This window comes from Streptomyces sp. NPDC048521 (genome assembly GCF_043199855.1).
Classification (GTDB): domain Bacteria; phylum Actinomycetota; class Actinomycetes; order Streptomycetales; family Streptomycetaceae; genus Streptomyces.
In genome coordinates, this window is the sequence record NZ_JBICWR010000002.1 from 71,871 (window position 1) to 92,547 (window position 20,677).

Consider the following 20,677-nt stretch of genomic DNA (forward strand, 5'->3'; position numbering starts at 1 on the left):
CCGCCGGGCTCGGATCCCGGCGCGGTTTCACCTCCGCTGGGCGGGCGAACCGGCGCGGAGCCGGACGGCGTTGTCAGTGGTGGGCGGCAAGCTGGAAGCGTGCGCCGTACGAGACGGCGCGCGGCGCCGCAGGGCGCGTGACCGTGACGCCTACTCGGGGAGAGCCGACCGATGCCCACCGCCGTACTGACCGACCGTGAGCGCACCGCCGTACAGGCCTACCTGCGGCTGCTGCATACGGTGCGCGCCGCCTTCGACGGGCCGCCGGACGGCGACCGGCCCGCCGTCGTCCCGCCCGCCGTGCTCGCCGAGGCGGAAGCGGCCCTCGCACGGGCGGGACTCGCGGGCAACGAGCAGGAGTTCTTCCGGCTGCTGCGCGAATGGTGCCCACCCGCCTGACCGGCCGCGCGGGTCCTGCGCCGTCCCGCGTGCGCCACGTCGCGGGCGGCGGCCGCCGTCAGGGGTGCGGTACGACGACGGTGGTGACCACCACGCCGTCGCGCACGGCCCAGCGACCGTCGAATGACCGCAGCCGGCGGTCGCCGACCAGGGGGCCGGGGACGAGGAGTTCGGCGCGCAGGGTGCCGGTCGGCGCGCCGTCGGGTGCCGGGCGGAGGGTGATGTCGGCCTCGGAGAAGTCCAGCCACTTGCGGGTGAGCGGGTACCACGCCTTGTAGACGGACTCCTTGGCGCTGAACAGTATCCGGTCCCAGTGCACGGCGGGCCGCTGCCCGGCGAGCAGCGCCAGCCGTGCGGCCTCGGCGGGCAGGAAGACGGAGGCGCCCACGCCGTCCGGGAGCGGGCCGTGCGGTTCGGCGTCGATCCCGAGGGAGGCCAGGTCGGTCGCGCGGACCAGCGCGGCGGCGCAGTAGCCGTCGCAGTGCGTCATGCTGCCCGCGAGACCTTCCGGCCAGCGCGGAGCGCCCCGCTCGCCGGTGACGACGGCCTGCGCCGGCACGCCGAGCTTCTCCATGGCCCGCCGGGCGCAACCGCGTACGGCCGCGAACTCACGGCGGCGCTTGGCCACCGCGCGCGCGACGAACACCTCCTCCTCCGGGTGCAGCGGGGCGTCCCACAGCGGGTCGTCACGGTGTGCCTCCACGGCCACGACCGACTCCGGGAGCAGCTCCTCGATCACCGGCGTCCACCTCCATCGGCAGGATGCGGCGCAGCCTTCCCGGACGGCCGGGGCGCTTGCGCCATTCGCGGGGGTATCCCACGGAGACCTCTTCGAAGCGGACTCCGTCGTGCCAGGTGGTGCGGGGGATGTGCAGATGGCCGTACACCATCGTGGCGACGCGGTACCGGCGGTGCCAGTCCGCGGTCAGCTCGGTGCCGCACCACATGGCGAACTCGGGGTGCCACAGGATCTCGGTGGGATGCCGGTCCAGGGGGTAGTGGTTGGCGAGCACGGTCGGCAGGTCCGCGGGCAGCTCGGCGAGCCTGCGCTGCGTCTCGGCGACCCGGGCCCGGCACCAGTCCTCACGGGTCGGGTAGGGGTCGGGGTGCAGCAGGTACTCGTCGCTGCAGACGATGCCCGTGCTCTCCGCGTAGGCCAGGCCCTGGGCCTTGGTGGCGCAGCCGGCCGGCAGGAACGAGTAGTCGTACAGCAGGAACAACGGGGCGACGGCGACCGGGCCGCCGGGACCGTGCCACACCGGGTAGGGGTCCTCGGGTGTGACCACGCCCAACTCCCGGCACAGCTCGACCAGATGCTCGTAGCGGGCGACGCCGCGCAGGGTGACGGGGTCGCTCGGGTGGGTCCACAGCTCGTGGTTGCCGGGAGCCCACAGCACCTTGCGGAAGCGGCCCGCGAGCGTGGCGAGGGCCCAGCGGATGTCGGCGACGGTCTCCGCGACGTCGCCGGCGACGATCAGCCAGTCCTCCTCGCCGCCGGGGCGCATCTCCTCCACCAGGGCGCGGTTCTCCGGGTAGCTGATGTGCAGGTCGCTGATGGCCAGCAGCTGTCCGGTCCCGGCCGTCGACTCCACCCTGCGCCCCTTTCGATCACCGGCTCGCGGACACCACCAGAACACATTCGCGGACGGCGGACAAGAGGCCCTGGGCCGTGCCCGGCCCGCGGCTTACGCCGGGCACCCGCCTGGCGTACGGCAGCGGGCTCGGCTCTGCCGGATCACCGGCGTCGGGGCGCGATCCGCTGGGGCCGGCTCCCGGGGATCCGTAACATCCGCGTTGCACGCGGGGGCTTTCGAAAGCCGTATGATCGCCCCAACACCGACGCCCTCGCTTCCCTTCACACAGGGCCGTTTGGTGTCCCTTCCTCCCTCCTGCCCGGGCACGGGCCGCTCAGCCCTGCCCGCACACCCCGAAAGGCGGCCTGCATGCTCTCTCGCGTACGCGTCTGGCTCAACCGCACGTACGCGGAGAACGTGTTCTTCATGGATCAGCTGCGGAGAAATCCCAGCGACCGCGCGGTGGAGATCCACGCCACGCACGGCGATCCCGACTCCCCCGTGCTGGCCGCCGCCGACACCGCCGACCTGGAGCCGGAGGGCCTGTCCCCGGCCGCCTACGTCGAGTACGCCCTCGACCAGTGCACCCGGCGCGGCATCGACGTCTTCGTGCCCCGGCTGCACCAGGCGGCGATCGTGGCGCACCGCGCCGAGTTCGCGGCGGCGGGTACGGCACTGCTGGCGCCGACCCCGGAAGCGGTGGCCGTGTTCGAGGACAAGGCCACCGCGTACGAGGCGGTCCGCTCCGTCGGAGTCCCGGTGCCGCCCTGGTGGCGGGTGCGCACGGCGGACGAACTCCTCACGGCGGTCGGTGAGTTGGAGACGGCTGGGCACAAGGCCTGCTTCAAACCGGCGGCCGGTGCGGGCGGGGTCGGTTTCCGGGTGATCACGCGCGCGCCCTTCTCGCTGGACAACCTCGCCGGCTTCCCCGGCCCGTACGTGCAGCTGGACCTGGTCGTCGAGGCGCTGAAGCGGGCCGAGGAGCCGGTGGACTGGCTGGTGATGCCGCGCCTGGAGCAGCCCGAGGTGTCCGTCGACTGCCTGACCGGGCCGGACAACCGGGTGCGGCTCGCGGTGGGCCGCACCAAGAACGGCCGTCGCCGGGGCTTCACCCTGGACGAGCGGTGGCTGGGGCCGGCCCGGCTGATCGCCGAGGGCTTCGGCCTGCACCACCTGTCCAACATCCAGTTCCGCATGCTCGGTGACCGCCCGGTGCTGCTCGACGTCAACACGCGGCCCGCCGGCGGGCTGCACCAGCTGTCACTCTGCGGGGTGAACGTGCCCTGGGCGGCTGTGCAGCTGGCGCTGGGCGAGGACCCGGGTTTCCTCGAGCCGCCGTTCCTCGGGCAGGACTACACGGTGGTGTCGGGGCCGCGCCCGCTGTTGCCCGCGGCGCTTCCGCGGCAGCGGGTGGAGTCGGCCGAGGTGGTGCTGCCGGCGGTGCCTTCGCCCGTGCAGTCGGTCCAGGCGGCTCAGGTCCTGCCGCTGTAGGTCCTGGGCCGCGGCCGGATCGCCGCGGTCGTCCGCGCCCGCGCGGCGGAGCCGCACGGCGGACACGGTCCCGCGCCCCTTCCGGACGCCTGCACTCACCGGTATGGACCAATCCTGCTCGTCTTCTTGACAGCCGGATTGGTCCATACCACATTCATTGGCGCACCTGTTCCGCACTCCCCTGCACTCCCGAACACCCCATCCCCACAGGGAGATAGCGTGCGCATCACACTCGGGCGTCCCAGACGCCGGCTTCTCGCTCTGCTCGGTTCCGCGGCCCTCGCGCTCGGCGGGGCCGTCGCCCTTCCCGGTACGGCCCACGCGGCCAACGTCCTGACCAACGCGGGCTTCGAGTCCGGCGGGCTGTCCCCCTGGTCCTGCACCGGCAACCTCGGCTCGGTCGTCTCCTCACCCGTGCACGGCGGCTCCAAGGCGCTGCAGGGCGCGGTGACCTCCAGCGACAACGCGCAGTGCAGCCAGACGGTCGCGGTGCAGCCCAACACGACGTACGCACTGAGCGGTTGGGTACGCGGCAGTTACGTGTACCTCGGCGTGAACGGCGGCGCCTCCACCTGGACGACGTCCCCCTCGGCGTACAGCCAGCTCAGCCTCTCCTTCACCACCGGCGCCTCGCAGACCAGCGCCACCATCTATCTGCACGGCTGGTACGGCCAGGGCACCTACTACGCCGACGACATCAGCCTGGACGGACCGGGCGGCGGAGGCGGCGGTGACACCCAGGCACCGACCGCGCCCAGCGGGCTCACCTCCACCGGCAAGACCTCCACGAGCGTGTCGCTGAAGTGGAACGCCTCCTCGGACAACGTGGGCGTGACCGCGTACGACATCTACAGCGGCGGCAACCAGCTGCTCAGCGTCTCGGGTACGTCCGCCACGGTCAGCGGGCTGTCACCGAGCACGGGTTACACCTTCACGGTGAAGGCGCGGGACGCGGCCGGGAACGCCTCGACCGCCTCCAACTCCGTGACCGTGACGACCGACGCGGGCGGCGGTGGCGGTACCGGGTTCAAGCAGGCGGCGCCGTACCTGTACGAGGGCTGGGGCGATCCGCCGAACCCGGCGACGGTGATGAGCGCGACCGGCGTCAAGTGGTTCACGATGGCGTTCGTGCTGGACTCCGGCGGCTGCACGCCTGCCTGGGACGGCAGCCGGGCGCTGACCGGCGGTGTGGACCAGACGGCGATCAACCAGATCCGCTCCGCCGGCGGTGACATCGTGCCGTCGTTCGGCGGCTGGTCGGGCAGCAAGCTCGGCGCCAACTGCTCCTCCGCGAGCGCGCTCGCCGGGGCCGTCCAGAAGGTGATCGACGCCTACGGCCTGAAGGCCATCGACTTCGACATCGAGAACACCGACGAGTTCGAGAACGAGGCCGTACAGGCGAAGATCCTCACCGCGCTGAAGACGGTCAAGGCCAACAACCCCGGCCTGAAGACCATCGTCACCTTCGGCACGTCCACCACCGGGCCGACGTACTACGGCAACCGGCTCATCGAGCAGGCGCAGTCGCTCGGCGCGAACATCGACGTGTTCACCATCATGCCGTTCGACTTCGGCGGTGGCTCGGACATGTACGGCAGCACCGTGAACGCCACCGAGGGGCTGAAGAACAAGCTGAAGTCCACCTTCGGCTGGGACGACGCGACCGCCTACGCCCACATCGGCATCTCCGGCATGAACGGTCTGTCCGACCAGCAGGAGACGACCACTCCGGCGATCTGGACCCAGATCCGCGACTGGGCGAACTCCCACCACATCGCCCGGCTCGCCTACTGGTCGGTCAACCGCGACCGGCCGTGCGCGGGCGGCGGCGTGGTGAGCAACTGCTCCGGCATCAACCAGAGCAACTGGCAGTTCACCTCGATCACGGCCGGTTTCACCGGTTGACGGTCGGGGCGTGACGGCGGAGGGCCGCTCGGCGGAGCGGCCCTCCGTCCGTTCGGCGGGCCACGACCGGCCACGGCGTCCGCACCATCAGCGGGCGCAACCTCACCGGCTCGGCGTCGCATCCCGCCCCGCCGGCCCGAGCGGCCGCCCCAGCGGCTACTTCAGGTACTCCAGGCCAGGATGGACCTCGGTGTAGCCCTCGACCAGTCTGCGGGCCACGTTGACCGAGTCGACCAGGGGGTGCAGCGCGAAGGCCTTCACGGCCGTCGCCCGGGAGCCGGACTCGGCCGCGGCGAGCACCTCGCGCTCGACGGCCTTGACCGAGCAGACCAGCCCGGTGGCGTGGCCGGGCAGCGGCTGCGCGGCCAGCGGGTGGGCGCCGTTGGCGTCGACCAGGCAGGGGACCTCGATGACGGCGTCGGGGTCGAGGACGGTCAGGGTGGCACGGTTGCGGACGTTGAGGATGAGGGTGGTGCGTTCGTCGCGGGCGATGGCCCGCATCAGGGCGAGGGCGACCTTCTCGTAGCCGCCGGACAGGTCGTCGGCCTCGCGTTCGCCCGCGCCGGCGCTCTCCCGGTTCTCGGCCATGTAGGTCGCCTCGCGCTCGGCGCGGGTGCGGTCCCAGGCGAGCAACGCGGAGACGCCGGGGTCGACCGCCTCCGCGTAGAACCCGGCCTGCTGGTCGCGCAGGAAGGCGCCGCGGGTCTTCTCGGCCTCCTGGTAGGCGCGGACCGTCTCCCGGTTGAAGTAGTAGTAGTGCAGGTACTCGTTGGGGATCGCGCCCAGCGACCGCAGCCAGTCGGTGCCGAACAGCCTGCCCTCCTCGAAGGAGCCGAGCAGCGCGGGGTCGGCGAGCAGGCGCGGGAGCTGGTCGCGTCCGGCGACCCGCAGACCGCGTACCCAGCCGAGGTGGTTGAGGCCGACATAGTCGATGAAGGCCTCCTTCGGGTCGGCGCCGAGGACGCGGGCGATACGGCGGCCGAGGCCGACCGGCGAGTCGCAGATGCCGATGACGCGGTCGCCCAGGTCGCGGGACATGGCCTCGGTGACCAGGCCCGCCGGGTTGGTGAAGTTGATGACCCAGGCCTCCGGGGCGAGGCGGGCCACGCGCCGGGCGATGTCGACGGCGACGGGGACGGTGCGCAGGCCGTAGGCGATCCCTCCCGCGCCGACGGTCTCCTGGCCGAGCACGCCCTCGGCGAGGGCCACCCGCTCGTCGTTCGCCCGGCCCTCCAGGCCACCGACGCGGATCGCGGAGAAGACGAAGTCGGCGCCGCGCAGGGCCTCGTCCAGGTCGGTGGTGGCGGTCACCTCGGGTGCGTCCGGGATGCCGGCGGCCTGCTCGGCCAGCACTCGGGTCACCGCGCGCAGCCTGCGGTCGTCCAGGTCGTGCAGGACGACCTCGGTGACCCGCCCCTCGGCGTGGTCGGCCAGCAGCGCACCGTACACCAGCGGCACCCGGAACCCGCCGCCGCCCAGAATCGTCAGCTTCACGCCTGCACCCTTCCCTGCGTTCCCGCCGGGACCACCGGTCGCCGGCCTCGCCCAGGGCGGACCGGGTCGCCGGGCCCACCGGCGCGTTCGTCACCACCACGTTCCCGTCACGGGCCCGCGGTACCTTCACCATCTCCGTCCCGGGGAACGCGGCGGCGGCCGCGAGCGGGACGGTCCTGCCGCCGGTCGCGGCCCGGTTCACACCCTGCCGCCGAAGAAGATCCGCACCTCCCGGACGAGGCCCTCCCGCACGGTGATCGCCTCGACGTTACGGTACCGCTCGCCATGGGACAGCTCGTCCGCGTGCCGGACGAGGACCAGCGCCTCGTCCACGGCGACGACGTGCGGTACCCGCCGGCAGGTGAACCGCCCGGCGGTGGGGTTCAGCGCTCGGAGAACGCCGCCTCGACGACGCCGGCGGGAGGACCGTGCTTGCGCTGCTCCAGGTGGGGAGCGTGCCCTTACCCCGCCATGACGAGGGCGGGTACGCGGGTTCCGGCGGACGGCGCCCCTGCGCGGCGCGTTCGCAGGCGGCTTCAGCCGGTGAACTCCCGGGCGTGGAGGGGACTTTCCTTGTTTCAAGTCTTGACGGTCGACGGGCCGCGGAGCACATTGTCGGCATCGTGAGAGCGCTCTCAGCCATCGACATGGGAGCGCTCTCACCAACCCCCCGCACACCCCCGTACCGAGAGGCTCCCCCCATGAGTGCATCCTCCGGCATGTCCAGACCCCGCCCGCTGCGGCGCGCGCTCGTCGCCGTCGCCGCCACGCTCGGCCTGGCCGCGGCCCTCGCCACGGCCGCCACCGCACCCGCCGACGCCTCCGCGCCCACGCCGCCCTCCGGCTGGACGCAGGTCTTCGCGGACGACTTCGACGGCGCGGCCGGCTCCGGCGTCAACACCGCCAACTGGCGGTACGACACGGGTACTTCCTATCCCGGCGGCGCCGCCAACTGGGGCACCGGCGAGGTCGAGACCATGACGTCGAGCACCAGCAACGTCGCGCTGGACGGCAGCGGGAACCTGCTCATCACCCCGCGCCGCGACGCCTCCGGCAACTGGACCTCCGGCCGGATCGAGACCACCCGCACCGACTTCCAGCCCGCCGCCGGCGGCACACTGCGCGTCCAGGCCCGGATCCAGATGCCCCAGGTCACCGGCGCCGCCGCGAAGGGCTACTGGCCGGCGTTCTGGATGCTCGGGGCCCCGTTCCGCGGAAACTACTGGAACTGGCCGAGCATCGGCGAGCTGGACATCATGGAGAACGTCCAGGGCCTGAACACCGCCTGGGCCACGATGCACTGCGGCACGAACCCGGGCGGCCCGTGCAACGAGACCACCGGCATCGGCAACTCCACCTCCTGCACCGGTACCACCTGCCAGGCCGGCTTCCACACCTACGCGATGGAGTGGGACCGCTCGACCAGCCCCGAGGAGATCCGCTTCTACCTCGACGGCGTCACCTTCCACACCGTCCGGGCGAACCAGGTCGACGCGACGACGTGGGCCAACGCCACCAACCACGGCTACTTCCTCATCCTCAACGTGGCGATGGGCGGCGGCTTCCCGGCCGCGTTCGGCGGCGGCCCGGACAGCGGGACCGAGCCGGGCCACCCGATGGTCGTGGACTATGTGCAGGTCCTGCAGTCCTCGGGCGGCGGGGGTGGCACCACTCCCCCGCCGCCCGGCAACCGGGACGCCTACAGCGCCATCCAGGCCGAGTCCTACGACAGCCAGTCCGGCGTCAGCACCGAGACGACCACGGACACGGGCGGCGGCCAGGACATCGGCTCCCTCGCGAACGGCGACTGGGCGCTGTACAAGGGCGTCGACTTCGGCTCGACAGCGGCGACCCAGTTCTACGCCCGGGTCGCGAGCGGTGCCGCGAGCGGGGTCAGCGGCCTGGTCGAGGTGCGCCTGGACAGCCGCGGCAACGCACCGATCGGCAGCTTCGCCCTCGCCGGCACGGGCGGATGGCAGTCCTGGCGGACGGTCCCGGCGAACATCGGCGCGGTGACCGGGACCCACGACGTCTATCTCACCTTCACCAGCGGCCAGCCGGCCGACTTCGTGAACGTGAACTGGTTCGACTTCGGCCACTGACGCGGGGATCGCACGAAGCGGCGACGCCAGGGCTGGACCCTCCACGGAGGGGGTCGCCCCCTGGCGTCGCCGGCATGACGGCCACAGCACTCACGTCCCGTACCGGCCTTCAGACCCGGCTCGCCGCCCGCCCGCAGGGGCTGTCCGGGGCCCGGCGCCATCGGGATCACCGCGGACGGCAGGTCACCCGGACCGTCGCCCCCGTCACCGGAGCCCGGCGCGGGGACGACGCCCCGTGGTTCAGGCCAGGGGTACGACCACCTCGCCCGCGCCCGTCGCGCTCGCGCCGCCGGCGACGCGGACGGTGAACGGGCGGTCGGTGCCGCGCGCGGTGACACGCAGCCGGGCGCCGTCGCGGCGGACGGTGAAGGCGGCGGCCGGGGTGCCCGTCAGGTCGGGCACCGTGGTCTCGGCGGTGTAGCCGGGCTCGGCCGTGGGGTGCACCAGCAGGGTCGGGGTGTCCAGCCAGTCGCCGTCGGGGCGGCTGCCGTCGGAGGCGAGCGGCAGGACGGCGCCCTCGCGGACGTACAGCGGCAGGCTGTCGTAGGCGTGCCGCTCGGTGCGCCAGGCCGGGCCGGTGACCTGCTCGCCGGTCAGGAGGTGCGTCCAGGTGCCCTCGGGGAGGTAGACCTCGACCTCGCCGTCCGCCGTGAACACCGGGGCGACCAGCAGGTCGGGGCCGAGCATGTACTGGCGGTCCAGCGGGCGGCACGCCGGGTCCTGGGGGAACTCCAGGAGCATGGGGCGCATCACCGGGACGCCGGTGCGGTGGGCCTCGGCCGCGGCACCGTAGAGATAGGGCATGAGGCGGTGCTTGAGCAGCGTGAACCGCCGGGCGACCGCCACGGCCTCCTCGCCGAAGTTCCACGGCACCCGGTACGAGGAGGACCCGTGCAGGCGGCTGTGCGAGGAGAGCAGTCCGAAGGCGAGCCAGCGCTTGAACACCGCGGGGTCGGGGGTGCCCTCGAAGCCGCCGATGTCGTGGCTCCAGAAGCCGAAGCCGCTCAGGGACAGGGACAGCCCGCCGCGCAGGGACTCGGCCATGGCCTCGAAGGACGCCCAGCAGTCGCCGCCCCAGTGCACGGGGTACTGCTGGCCGCCCGCGGTCGCGGAGCGGGCGAAGAGGACGGCCTCGCCCTGGCCGCGCTCCTTCTCCAGCAGTTCGAAGACGGTCCGGTTGTACAGATGGGTGTAGTAGTTGTGCATCCGCTCCGGGTCGGAGCCGTCGTGCCACACGACGTCGGTGGGGATGCGCTCGCCGAAGTCGGTCTTGAAGCAGTCCACGCCCTGGTCGAGCAGCGCCTTGAGCTTGGCCTGGAACCAGGCGCGGGCGTCGGGGCTGGTGAAGTCGACCAGGCCCATGCCGGCCTGCCACAGGTCCCACTGCCAGATGTCGCCGTCCGGCCGGCGCACGAGGTGGCCGAGGGCGGCCGCCTCGTCGAAGAGCGGGGACTTCTGGGCGATGTACGGGTTGATCCACGCGCTGATCCGCAGGCCCTTCGCCTTGAGCCGGGCCAGCATGCCCTCCGGGTCGGGGAAGACGGCGGGGTCCCATGCGAAGTCGCACCACTGGTACTCGCGCATCCAGAAGCAGTCGAAGTGGAAGACCGACAGCGGGATGCCGCGCTCGGCCATGCCGTCGACGAAGGACGTCACCGTCGCCTCGTCGTAGTCGGTGGTGAAGGACGTGGTCAGCCAGAGGCCGAAGGACCAGGCGGGCGGCAGGGCCGGGCGGCCGGTGAGGGCGGTGTAGCGGGCGAGGACGTCCTTCGGGGTGGGACCGGCGATCACGTAGTACTCGACGGTCTGGTCCTCGACGCTGAACTGCACCTGGCCGACGGACTCGGAGCCGACCTCGAAGGAGACCCTGCCGGGGTGGTTGACGAAGACGCCGTAGCCGCGGGAGGAGAGGTAGAACGGGATGTTCTTGTAGGCCTGCTCGCTGCTGGTGCCGCCGTCGGCCTGCCAGACGTCGACGACCTGGCCGTTCTTGACGAACGGGGTGAAGCGCTCGCCGAGGCCGTAGATCTGCTCGCCCACGCCGAGCGCGAGCTGGGCGAGGACATGGTGCGCACCGTCGTCGGTGGTGGCGAAGGCGGTGCCCTTGGCGCCGGACCGGGTCAGCTCCCGGCCGTCCGCGTCGTGGAACACCAGGGTCCAGGGGGCGGTCTCGTCCAGGCGGAGGGTCAGCGGGCCGCTGGTCAGCTCCGTGACGCTGCCGTCGCGGCGGACGGCGCCCGCACCGTCCGCCTGCTCGGCGAGGGCGAAGTCCGGACCGGGGTGGCGCTTGCCGGCGTGGTGAGTGACCCGGACGCCGATGACGCCCTCGGCGGGCGAGAAGCAGTCGACCGTGAGGAGCGGCGCGTTGAGCGTGTCCCCTCTCCGCGTCACCTTCTTCACGGCCGCATAGGCGGTGAAGCGCTTCGATTCCACACGTACGTCACGAGCCTCGGCGGCGTACGCGATCTGCACGCCGTCACGGATGCGCCAGAAGCCGTTGGTGAACTTCATGTTCTTCCCTCGGGGGAGCTGGGGTGGTTCGAGCGGGGCGCGGAGGCGTCGCCCGGCATTTGATCGTACACAGAACAAATCCCCTCCGGACAGGCCAAGGTAGCGAGAGAACCCGTCTGACCAGGGGTGATCATGGAGTTCTTGGCGAACGTCCTCTCGGAGGGTGAACGAACCGACACGCATCCGGGTCTGGCGCCGGGCCTGTGTATGACGTATTAGTCATCACAGTAAACAAAGAGGTCCGGCGCCGCTGCCGGACAGTACGACAGCAGGGGCCGCACATGTCGAAGCGCTTCAACAGACGCTCTCGCAGAGCCGTCATACCCCTCGCAGCCGTCTCCGCCCTGGTCGCCGGGGCGGCACTGACCGGCTGCGGACAACAGCACGACAGCTCCGTCTACACCGTGCTGAACTCCTCGACCGACGAGACGTACCACCGCTGGGACGCGGAGGCGATGGCCCGCTGCAGCAAGCAGCTGGGCGTCACCGTCGAGCAGCAGAGCGTCCCGGCGGCGCAGGTGATGACGAAGGCGCTGCGCATGGCGTCCTCGAAGTCGCTGCCCGACATCGTGCAGTTCGACGCCTCGGAGATGCCGACGTTCGCCGAGGCCGGCGGGCTGACCGACCTCAGGACGCTCGGGCTGAGCACCACGGACATCCCGCAGGGCATCGTCAATTTCGGCTCCTACAAGGGGACGTACTACGGAGCCGCCCGGTCGGTGAACACGCTCGCGCTCTTCTACAACAAGGACACCCTCGACCGGGCGGGCCTGAAGGTGCCCACCACCTGGGCGGAGCTGCGCGAGACCGCGAGGAGGCTGACGCAGGGCAACAGGTACGGCGTGGCGCTGAGCGCGGGCGGTGCCGAGGACGGCGTCTTCCAGTTCACGCCGTTCATGTGGTCCAACGGCGGGGACGAGACGCGGCTCGACGGGCCGAAGGTCGTGGAGGCGCTGGACTACTGGAAGAGTCTGCTGAAGGATGGCTCCCTGTCGAAGTCGACGGTGGGTTGGACGCAGGCCGACGTCAACGACCAGTTCATGGCGGGCAACGCCGCGATGATGATCAACGGTCCGTGGCAGGTCGAGACGCTGAACACCAAGAAGTCACTGCACTGGGGCATCGCACGGATCCCGGTGCCGAAGGCGGGCGAGAAGTCCGTGGGCCCGCTGGGCGGTGCCGTGCTCACCGTGCCGGACACCGGTGACGAGCAGCGGGAGCGGATGGCGGGGAAGATCGTCGCCTGCCTGTCCAGTGAGCGGGAGCAGCTGACCTACGCGCGCAACAGCTGGATGGTCCCGGCCAACGAGAAGGCCGCCGCCGTATGGCGCAAGCAGGTGCCGGAGCTGGACGCGCTGGCCGACCAGGTGGCCGCGGCCCGGTCCCGTACGGCCAAGCTCGGCGCCGGCTGGTCGAGCGTGTCGCTCGCCCTGCAGAGCGCCTTCCAGTCCGCCCTGACCGGCCAGTCCAGCCAGGCCGCCCTCCAGCGTGCCCAGCAGCGGGCCACGAGCGGGAACTGAGGTACGCGCAGATGACCACGTCCACCGTCACGGCACCCGTCGCAGTGCCCAAGGCCTCCGCGCCGGATCCCGCCCGGCTGCGGCGCCGGCGCCGGCTGTCCCAGTGGGGGTTCGTCGCCCCCGCGGTCCTCTTCATGCTGCTGTTCTTCGGCTACCCGCTCGTCCGCAACATCGTGATGAGCTTCCAGCACTACACGCCGAAGACGTTCTTCACCGGCGAGGCGCCCCTCAACGGCTTCGACAACTGGTCGAAGGTCTTCCAGGACGCCCTGTTCGGCAAGGCGCTGTGGCACACACTCGTCTTCACCGCGGGCTCGCTGCTCGGACAGTTCTGCATCGGCCTCGCCCTCGCCGTCTTCTTCTCCCGGAGGTTCCCCCTCAACGGTGTCCTGCGGTCGCTGATCCTGCTGCCCTGGCTGGTGCCCATGGTGGTCTCCGGCATCGTGTGGCGGCGCATCCTCGACCAGGACACGGGTGTGCTGAACTCCTTCCTCGACACCCTCGGCCTGGACGGTCACACGCCATGGCTGACCAGTCCGCACATGGCCCTGCTGTCGGTCATCCTGGTCAACATCTGGATCGGCATCCCGTTCAACATGGTCATCCTGTACGGCGGTCTGCAGGAGGTCCCCCGCGAGCTGCACGAGGCGGCCGCCCTGGACGGCGCCTCCGCCTGGCGGACGTTCCGCTCCATCACCCTGCCGGTGCTCCGGCCCGTCATCACGGTCGTCCTCGTCCTGGGCTTCATGTCGACGGTCAAGATCCTCGACCTGATCCTGGCCCTCACCGACGGCGGCCCCGCCGACGCCACCCAGACCCTGGGCACGCTCACCTACCAGAACTCCTTCGTCCAGCTGGACTTCGGGGCGGGCGCGGTCGTCGGCAACGTACTGATCCTGATCTCCGCGGTGTTCGCGGTGTTCTACCTGCGGGCCAACCGCACCGAGGGGAAGTGACCGACCCATGGCCACCCACACTGCCACGCCGCGCACGAGTAGGCGCCGCCTGGGCTCCACGGTCGCCGGTGTGCTCGTCCTGTGCGTGATGCTGTTCCCGCTGTACTGGATGCTCAACACCGCGCTGCAGCCCGACGCCGGGCTGCTGGAGGTCGATCCGGTGCCGCACAGCCTGGACCTGTCCGGCTTCTCCAAGGCGCTCGACGACCAGGGCGGGCACCTGCTGACCTCGCTGGGGGTCTCGCTCGGCGCGGTCGTCGTCTGCCTGGCCATCGCTGCTCCGGCGGCCTACGGGCTGGCGCAGTTCCGGCTGCGCGGCACCCGCACCATCGTGTTCGGCACGCTGATCACGCAGATGGTGCCGGGGATCGTCATCGCCAACGCGCTGTACACCTCGTACGTCGATCTGGGCCTGGTCAACTCCTACTTCGGCCTGATGCTCGCGGACGCCTCGCTGGGCATCCCCTTCTCGATCGTGCTGATGCGGTCGTTCATGGTGTCCATCCCCGGTGAGGTGATCGAGGCCGCGCAGATGGACGGGGCGGGGCGGGTGCGCACCTTCGTGCAGGTGGTGCTGCCGATGAGCCGCAACTCCTTGATCACATCCGGCCTGTTCGCGTTCCTGTTCTCGTGGAGCGACTTCATGTTCGCGCTCACCCTCAACACCACCGACCACGTCAAGCCGATCACGCTGGGCATCTACCAGTACATCGGCGCCCACGTGGGCGACTGGGGCTCGGTGATGGCCGCGTCCGTGCTGTCCGCGGTCCCCGCCGCGATCCTGCTCGTCCTCGCGCAGAAGTACATCGCCGCCGGCATCACCGGCGGTTCCGTCAAGTGACCCCCGGAGCACCGCACATGGCAGACTTCCCGCGATTCCCCCCAGGCTTCGTCTTCGGTGCCGCGACCGCTTCGTACCAGATCGAGGGCGCGGCACGCGAGGACGGCCGCGGGCCGTCGATCTGGGACACCTACAGTCACACCCCCGGTCTGGTGGCGAACGGCGACACCGGTGACGTCGCCTGCGACCACTACCACCGCTATCCCGAGGACGTGGCGCTGCTGCGGGAGCTGGGCGTGGACTCCTACCGGTTCTCGATCGCCTGGCCGCGGATCGTGCCCGACGGCTCGGGGCCGGTGAACCCCAAGGGCCTGGACTTCTACTCGCGGCTCGTCGACGAGCTGCTCGCCGCGGGCATCGAGCCCGCCGCCACGCTCTACCACTGGGACCTGCCGCAGGCCCTGGAGGACCGAGGCGGCTGGCGGGTCCGGGAGACCGCCGAGCGGTTCGCCGAGTACACGGCGGTCGTCGCCGAGCGCCTGGGCGACCGCGTGCCGCGCTGGATCACCCTGAACGAGCCGTGGTGCAGCGCCTTCCTCGGCTACTCCGTCGGCCGCCACGCCCCCGGCGCCCGCGAGGGCCGGGGCGCGCTCGCCGCCGCTCACCACCTGCTGGTCGGGCACGGTCTGGCGGTCGAGGCACTCAGGGCGGCCGGGGTGCGCGAGGTCGGCATCACCCTCAACCTCGACCGCAACCTGCCCGCCACCGACTCCCCCGCCGACCGGGCGGCCGTCGTCCGTGCGGACACCCAGCACAACCTCGTGTGGACCGAGCCGCTCCTCGCGGGCCGCTACCCGCGGACCGAGGAGGAGACCTGGGGCGAGCTGATCAGCGGCCAGGACTTCCGGCGCGAGGGCGACCTGGCCCTGATCGGGCAGCCGCTGGACTTCCTCGGCATCAACTACTACCGGCCGATCGTCGTCGCCGACGCCCCGCACCGGGAGGCCGACCCGGCGCGGCGGACCGCGACGGACAACCGGTACGCGGAGGTACGGCTGGAGGGGGTGCGGCACACCGCGATGCAGTGGCCGGTCGTCCCGGACAGCTTCACCGACCTGCTGGTGGAACTGAAGCAGCGCTACGGCGACGCGCTGCCGCCGATCCACATCACCGAGAACGGCTCCGCCGAGCACGACGAGGTGAGCGCGGACGGGGCGGTGCACGACAGCGACCGGGTCGCCTACCTGCGCGGTCATCTCACCGCGCTGAAGGCGGCGGTGGACGCGGGCGTGGACGTGCGCGGTTACTACGTCTGGTCGCTGCTGGACAACTTCGAGTGGGCCTTCGGCTACGGCAAGCGGTTCGGGATCGTGCGGGTGGACTACGACACGCAGCGGCGGACGCCGAAGGACAGCTACCACTGGTACCGCGCGATGATCGCCGCACAGCGCGACTGACGGCGTCCGAGGGGGCACGGCGCCCGTGCCCCCTCGGGTCACTTCTGGTCCAGCTCCGCGTACGCCGCCGGGTCGGCGAGCACCTCGCGCACGATCACGCCGGCCGCTCCGCGCACGGCGTCGCCGAGCGGGGACGAGGCCCGCAGGCGCGTGCCGTCGCCGCGCCACAGGCCCGACACCACCCGCAGCGCCAGCTCGCGCTCGACGGCGGGCGCCAGCCAGTCCATCAGTTCCCGGTAGACGCCGCCGAGCATCACCGCGTCCGGGTCCACGAGGTTGACCGCGCCGGACACCACGATGCCCAGCCGCCGTCCGGCCTGTTCGATCGCGGACAGGGCGGGGGGGTCGCCGTGCCGGGCGCGCCGCTCGAGTTCGGCGATGCCGCACAGGCCCGCGTTCTCGTCGAGTCCGGCGGCACGCAGCAGCGCGGCCTGTCCGGCGTACTGCTCCAGGCAGCCGCGGGCGCCGCACCGGCAGCGCGGCCCGTCGGGGTCGACCACCACGTGCCCGATCTCCCCGGCGAAGCCGTGCTCGCCGCGCAGCAGTTCGCCCCGCAGGACGAGGGCGCCGCCGACCCCGATCTCGCCGGTCAGGTACAGGAAGCTGCGCACGCCCTCGGTGCCGGCGCCGAACCACAGCTCGGCGAGGGCGGCCGTGTTGGCCTCGTTGTCGGAGCTGACGGGCAGGGCCCGGTGGGCGGGCCGCAGCGCGGAGAGGGCCTGGGCGAACACTCCCTCCACCGTGACCCGCCGCCAGCCGAGGTTGGGTGCCTGGCGCACGGTGCCGCCGGTGACCAGGCCGGGCAGCGCGACATGGGCGCCGACCGGGGTCAGCTCCTGCTCGGCCGCTGAGGCCAGGGCCCGGGCCGCGAGCCGGGCCGCGCGTGCCAGCACGTCCGAGGGTGGCAGACCGCGGTTGTCGCCGTGCTCCACCAGCCGGACCCGGTCGGTGCCGGCGAGGTCGACGACGCACACGGCGATGTAGTCGATGTTGATCTCGACGCCCAGCCCGGCCGGTCCCGTCCGGGACACTTTCAGCACGGTGCCGGGCCGCCCCACCTGCCCGCTGCTGGTCTTGCCCCACTCGGTGACGAAGCCGTACTCCAGCAACTGCTCGACCAGCGAGGACACCGCGGCCCGGGTCAGGCCGACGTGCGTGGCGATGCCCGCCCGGGTCGCCTCCCCCGCGTCGTGCACGGCCCGCAGCACCAGACTGAGGTTGTGCCGCCGGACCGTGGCCTTGTCGGCCTTGGGTTCGAGTGGGGTCGGATTGTTCTTCATCGTGCTGCCGAGCGTATGCGACGGCGGCCCCGCGAAACCCGCCCGTGGCCTGGGCGGATGCCTCCCTCGCCGTAGGGGCCAGGGTGCTAGCGCAGCTCCGCCCGGAACGCCACCGGGGTCTGGCCGGTGTGCAGGTGGAAGAACTTGGAGAAGTTCGCCGCGTCGGGGAAGCCCACGGCCACGCCGACGCGGCCGATCGGCAGGTCCGTGTGGGCGAGGAGGCGTTTGGCCTCCAGGATGACGCGTTTGTCGATGAAACCCTTCGGGGTCTCGCCGGTGGCCGCGCGCACGGCGCGGACGAGGGTGCGGCGGGAGTACCCGAGGGCGTCCGCGTAGGCGCTGACGCTGTGGTTGGTGGCGAAGCCCTGTTCGACGGCGTCCCGGAAGCGGGTGAACGTGGTGTCCGCCCGCTGCCGGGACGCCTCCGCCGAGCTGGCCGCGAGGTGGGCGAGGCGCAGCAGGAACGCGGTCAGGCTGTGCCGGAGGACGTCCGTGTGCAGGCTGGGCGGCAGTGTCGCGGTGTCCTCGTACTCGCGGCGCAATTGGGCGAGGGCCGCGTGGAGTGCGGCGAGTTGCGCGGGGTCGGGGTGCAGCAGCGGCGGGAGGTCGTAGCGGTACAGGCCGGTGGCCTCGACGGTGGCGCGCGGCAGAAAGCCGGGCTGCATGGTCAGGACGGTTCCGCGGTACACGGACTCGCGGGAGAACCGGTGGACCTGTCCGGGGCGGATCCACAGCAGGTCGCCGGCCGTGGCCTCGTACTCGGCGAAGTCGATCATGTGCCGTACGGGGCCGTCGGTGAAGAGCATGACCACGTGGAAGTCGATGCGGTGGACGCGGTGCAGGGGGGCGTCGACGTGCCAGGTGTGGTCGGTCCCCATGGGGCCGACCTGCATGCCGACGCCACCGACGGCCAGTTCGGCCGGGAAGGGGAAGGTTCTGATCCCGTCGCCGTCACCTTGGTCTCTTATGACTGCCATGTCCTCTTCGTGCCGTCCCTGTCGCGCGATCACTGTCCCAGATTCACCACAGGCTGACACACGCCGACCTTTCTTCGAAAAAGTCAGACTTTTAACTTTGAACGCGTCCGGCCAGCCATCCGCACTGAACGAGGACTCCTTGAAGATGACCACACAGACTTCCGACAGCTTCGAGTGGACCGACCTGGACCGGCGTGCCGTGGACACCGCCCGCCTTCTGGCCGCGGACGCGGTGCAGAAGGTCGGAAACGGTCACCCGGGCACCGCGATGAGTCTGGCGCCCGCCGCGTACACGATCTTTCAGAAGGTGATGCGCCACGACCCGGCCGACCCGGAGTGGACCGGCCGTGACCGCTTCGTACTCTCCCCCGGCCACACCTCGCTGACCCTCTACACCCAGCTCTACCTCTCCGGGTACGAGCTGGAGCTGGACGACCTGAAGGCGTTCCGCACGCACGGCTCGAAGACGCCGGGCCACCCCGAGTACGGGCACACCGCCGGTGTGGAGACCACCACCGGCCCGCTCGGCCAGGGCGTCGCGAACGCTGTCGGCATGGCGATGGCCGCCCGCTACGAGCGCGGCCTGTTCGACCCCGAGGCCCCCGCGGGCACCTCCCCGTTCGACCACACCGTCTGGGCGATCGTCTCCGACGGCGACCTGGAGGAGGGCGTCTCCGCCGAGGCCTCCTCGCTCGCCGGCCACCAGCGGCTCGGCAACCTGGTCTTCGTCTACGACGACAACCACATCTCCATCGAGGGTGACACCGCGACCGCCTTCTCCGAGGACGTGCTGAAGCGGTACGAGGCCTACGGCTGGCACACCCAGCGCGTCGAGCCCACCGCCGACGGCGACATCGACCCGGCCGCCCTGTACGCGGCGCTGAAGGCCGCCCAGGCGGAGACCGAGCGCCCCTCGATCATCGCGATGCGCACGATCATCGCCTGGCCCGCCCCGAACGCGCGGAACACCGAGGCCTCGCACGGTTCGGCGCTCGGCGAGGACGAGATCGCCGCCACCAAGCGCCTCCTCGGCTTCGACCCGGAGCAGACCTTCGAGGTCACCGACGAGGTCCTGAAGCACACCCGCCGGGCCCTGGACCGCGGTGCCGAGGCGCACGCGGCCTGGGACAAGCGGATCGCCGAGTGGCGTGCCGCCCAGCCCGAGCGGGCCGAGCTGTTCGACCGCGTCAGCAAGGGCGAGCTGCCCGAGGGCTGGCAGGACGCGGTGCCCGTGTTCGAGGAGGGCAAGTCGGTCGCCACCCGTGCCGCCTCCGGCAAGGTGCTGCAGGCGCTCGGCCCGGTGCTCCCGGAGCTGTGGGGCGGCTCCGCCGACCTGGCCGGCTCCAACAACACCACCATCGACAAGTCCAGCTCGTTCCTGCCCGAGGGCAACCCGCTGCCCGAGGCCGACCCGTACGGCCGTACCGTGCACTTCGGCATCCGCGAGTTCTCCATGGCCGCCGAGATGAACGGCATCGCCCTGCACGGCAACACCCGCATCTACGGCGGCACCTTCCTGGTGTTCTCCGACTACATGCGCAACGCCGTCCGGATGTCGGCGCTGATGCAGCTGCCGGTGACGTACGTGTGGACGCACGACTCCATCGGCCTCGGCGAGGACGGCCCCACCCACCAGCCGGTCGAGCACCTGGCCTCGCTGCGCGCCGTCCCGGGTCTGAACATCGTCCGCCCGGCGGACGCCAACGAGACCGCGATCGCCTGGACCGAGATCCTGAAGAGGCACGCCACGAACCCCGCCCCACACGGGCTCGCGCTCACCCGTCAGGGCGTGCCCACGTACGCGCCGAACGAGGACGCGGCCAAGGGCGGCTACGTACTGCGCGAGTCCTCGACGGAGGTCCCGGAGGTGATCATCATCGCGACGGGCTCCGAGGTGCAGCTGGCCGTGGCCGCGCGGGAACGGCTGGAGGCCGAGGGGATCGGCACCCGGGTGGTGTCCATGCCGTCCGTGGAGTGGTTCGAGGAGCAGCCGCGCGAGTACCGCGAGCGGGTGCTGCCGCCGGCCGTGAAGGCCCGGGTCGCCGTCGAGGCCGGCATCGCTCTGACCTGGTACCGGTTCGTGGGCGACGCGGGACGCATCGTCTCGCTCGAGCACTTCGGTGCCTCCGCGGACGCCAAGACCCTGTTCGCCGAGTTCGGCTTCACCCCTGAGAACGTCGCCGCCGCGGCCCGCGAGTCGCTCGCTGCCGCGCGCGCCTGACACCGACGC

At 71.6% G+C, this 20,677-nt stretch carries 16 protein-coding genes; 9 read left to right on the forward strand and 7 right to left on the reverse strand.

Annotated elements, in window-relative coordinates:
* The first annotated feature begins 171 nt into the window (after positions 1–171).
* A complete protein-coding gene (locus tag ACGFRF_RS04770; RefSeq protein WP_393737160.1) occupies positions 172–399 on the forward strand; it encodes a hypothetical protein in 228 nt (75 codons plus the stop codon).
* Between the two features lie 58 nt (positions 400–457).
* On the opposite strand, the gene ACGFRF_RS04775 is transcribed toward ACGFRF_RS04770, so the two are convergent.
* Both ACGFRF_RS04775 and ACGFRF_RS04780 read right to left on the reverse strand, forming a co-directional pair.
* On the reverse strand, positions 458–1,138 hold the full coding sequence (locus ACGFRF_RS04775; RefSeq protein ID WP_393737161.1) for a 4'-phosphopantetheinyl transferase: 681 nt from the start codon (positions 1,136–1,138) through the stop codon (positions 458–460).
* Positions 1,086–1,991 carry a metallophosphoesterase family protein gene (locus ACGFRF_RS04780; RefSeq protein ID WP_393737162.1) on the reverse strand — a complete coding sequence of 302 codons (906 nt, stop codon included), beginning with the start codon at positions 1,989–1,991 and terminating at the stop codon, positions 1,086–1,088. The genes ACGFRF_RS04775 and ACGFRF_RS04780 overlap by 53 nt, the downstream gene beginning before the upstream one ends.
* 351 nt (positions 1,992–2,342) lie before the next feature.
* Between ACGFRF_RS04780 and ACGFRF_RS04785 the strand changes: the two genes are divergently transcribed.
* Both ACGFRF_RS04785 and ACGFRF_RS04790 read left to right on the forward strand, forming a co-directional pair.
* Positions 2,343–3,464, forward strand: coding sequence for an ATP-grasp domain-containing protein (locus ACGFRF_RS04785; protein ID WP_393737163.1), 1,122 nt, complete (start codon positions 2,343–2,345; stop codon positions 3,462–3,464).
* 219 nt (positions 3,465–3,683) lie between these two features.
* The gene (locus tag ACGFRF_RS04790) at positions 3,684–5,369 is read left to right on the forward strand and encodes a carbohydrate binding domain-containing protein (protein ID WP_393737164.1); all 1,686 of its coding nucleotides are present in this window, start codon (positions 3,684–3,686) and stop codon (positions 5,367–5,369) included.
* A gap of 156 nt (positions 5,370–5,525) precedes the next feature.
* Here the strand turns inward: ACGFRF_RS04790 and ACGFRF_RS04795 are convergent, their stop codons facing one another.
* The gene (locus ACGFRF_RS04795; protein ID WP_393737165.1) at positions 5,526–6,863 is read right to left on the reverse strand and encodes a 6-phospho-beta-glucosidase; all 1,338 of its coding nucleotides are present in this window, start codon (positions 6,861–6,863) and stop codon (positions 5,526–5,528) included.
* Positions 6,864–7,061: 198 nt separating this feature from the next.
* Positions 7,062–7,196, reverse strand: a complete 135-nt coding sequence (locus ACGFRF_RS04800) for a hypothetical protein (protein WP_393737166.1) — start codon at positions 7,194–7,196, stop codon at positions 7,062–7,064.
* Between the two features lie 368 nt (positions 7,197–7,564).
* Here ACGFRF_RS04800 and ACGFRF_RS04805 point away from each other — a divergent pair, with 368 nt between their 5' ends.
* Positions 7,565–8,965 carry a glycoside hydrolase family 16 protein gene (locus ACGFRF_RS04805; protein ID WP_393737167.1) on the forward strand — a complete coding sequence of 467 codons (1,401 nt, stop codon included), beginning with the start codon at positions 7,565–7,567 and terminating at the stop codon, positions 8,963–8,965.
* 240 nt (positions 8,966–9,205) lie between these two features.
* Here ACGFRF_RS04805 and yicI read toward each other — a convergent pair whose 3' ends face one another.
* On the reverse strand, positions 9,206–11,476 hold the full coding sequence (gene yicI, locus ACGFRF_RS04810; protein ID WP_393737168.1) for an alpha-xylosidase: 2,271 nt from the start codon (positions 11,474–11,476) through the stop codon (positions 9,206–9,208).
* Between the two features lie 281 nt (positions 11,477–11,757).
* On the opposite strand from yicI, the gene ACGFRF_RS04815 reads away from it, so the two are divergent.
* From ACGFRF_RS04815 to ACGFRF_RS04830, 4 genes are read left to right on the forward strand one after another with little or no spacing between them, the layout of a single operon-like run.
* Positions 11,758–12,996 (forward strand): ABC transporter substrate-binding protein, encoded by a 1,239-nt coding sequence (locus ACGFRF_RS04815; protein WP_393737169.1) that lies wholly within the window; start codon positions 11,758–11,760, stop codon positions 12,994–12,996.
* Positions 12,997–13,007: 11 nt separating this feature from the next.
* Entirely contained in the window at positions 13,008–13,952 is a 945-nt protein-coding gene (locus tag ACGFRF_RS04820) for a carbohydrate ABC transporter permease (RefSeq protein WP_393737170.1), read from the forward strand.
* A gap of 7 nt (positions 13,953–13,959) precedes the next feature.
* A complete protein-coding gene (locus ACGFRF_RS04825; protein ID WP_393737171.1) occupies positions 13,960–14,793 on the forward strand; it encodes a carbohydrate ABC transporter permease in 834 nt (277 codons plus the stop codon).
* 17 nt (positions 14,794–14,810) lie between these two features.
* Positions 14,811–16,190, forward strand: a complete 1,380-nt coding sequence (locus tag ACGFRF_RS04830; protein ID WP_393737172.1) for a GH1 family beta-glucosidase — start codon at positions 14,811–14,813, stop codon at positions 16,188–16,190.
* A 38-nt stretch (positions 16,191–16,228) separates the two neighbouring features.
* On the opposite strand, the gene ACGFRF_RS04835 is transcribed toward ACGFRF_RS04830, so the two are convergent.
* Entirely contained in the window at positions 16,229–17,470 is a 1,242-nt protein-coding gene (locus ACGFRF_RS04835) for an ROK family protein (protein ID WP_393737173.1), read from the reverse strand.
* 86 nt (positions 17,471–17,556) lie between these two features.
* The gene (locus ACGFRF_RS04840) at positions 17,557–18,447 is read right to left on the reverse strand and encodes a helix-turn-helix domain-containing protein (protein WP_393737174.1); all 891 of its coding nucleotides are present in this window, start codon (positions 18,445–18,447) and stop codon (positions 17,557–17,559) included.
* Positions 18,448–18,592: 145 nt separating this feature from the next.
* Between ACGFRF_RS04840 and tkt the strand changes: the two genes are divergently transcribed.
* The gene (gene tkt, locus ACGFRF_RS04845) at positions 18,593–20,668 is read left to right on the forward strand and encodes a transketolase (protein ID WP_393737175.1); all 2,076 of its coding nucleotides are present in this window, start codon (positions 18,593–18,595) and stop codon (positions 20,666–20,668) included.
* Positions 20,669–20,677 lie beyond the last annotated feature (9 nt).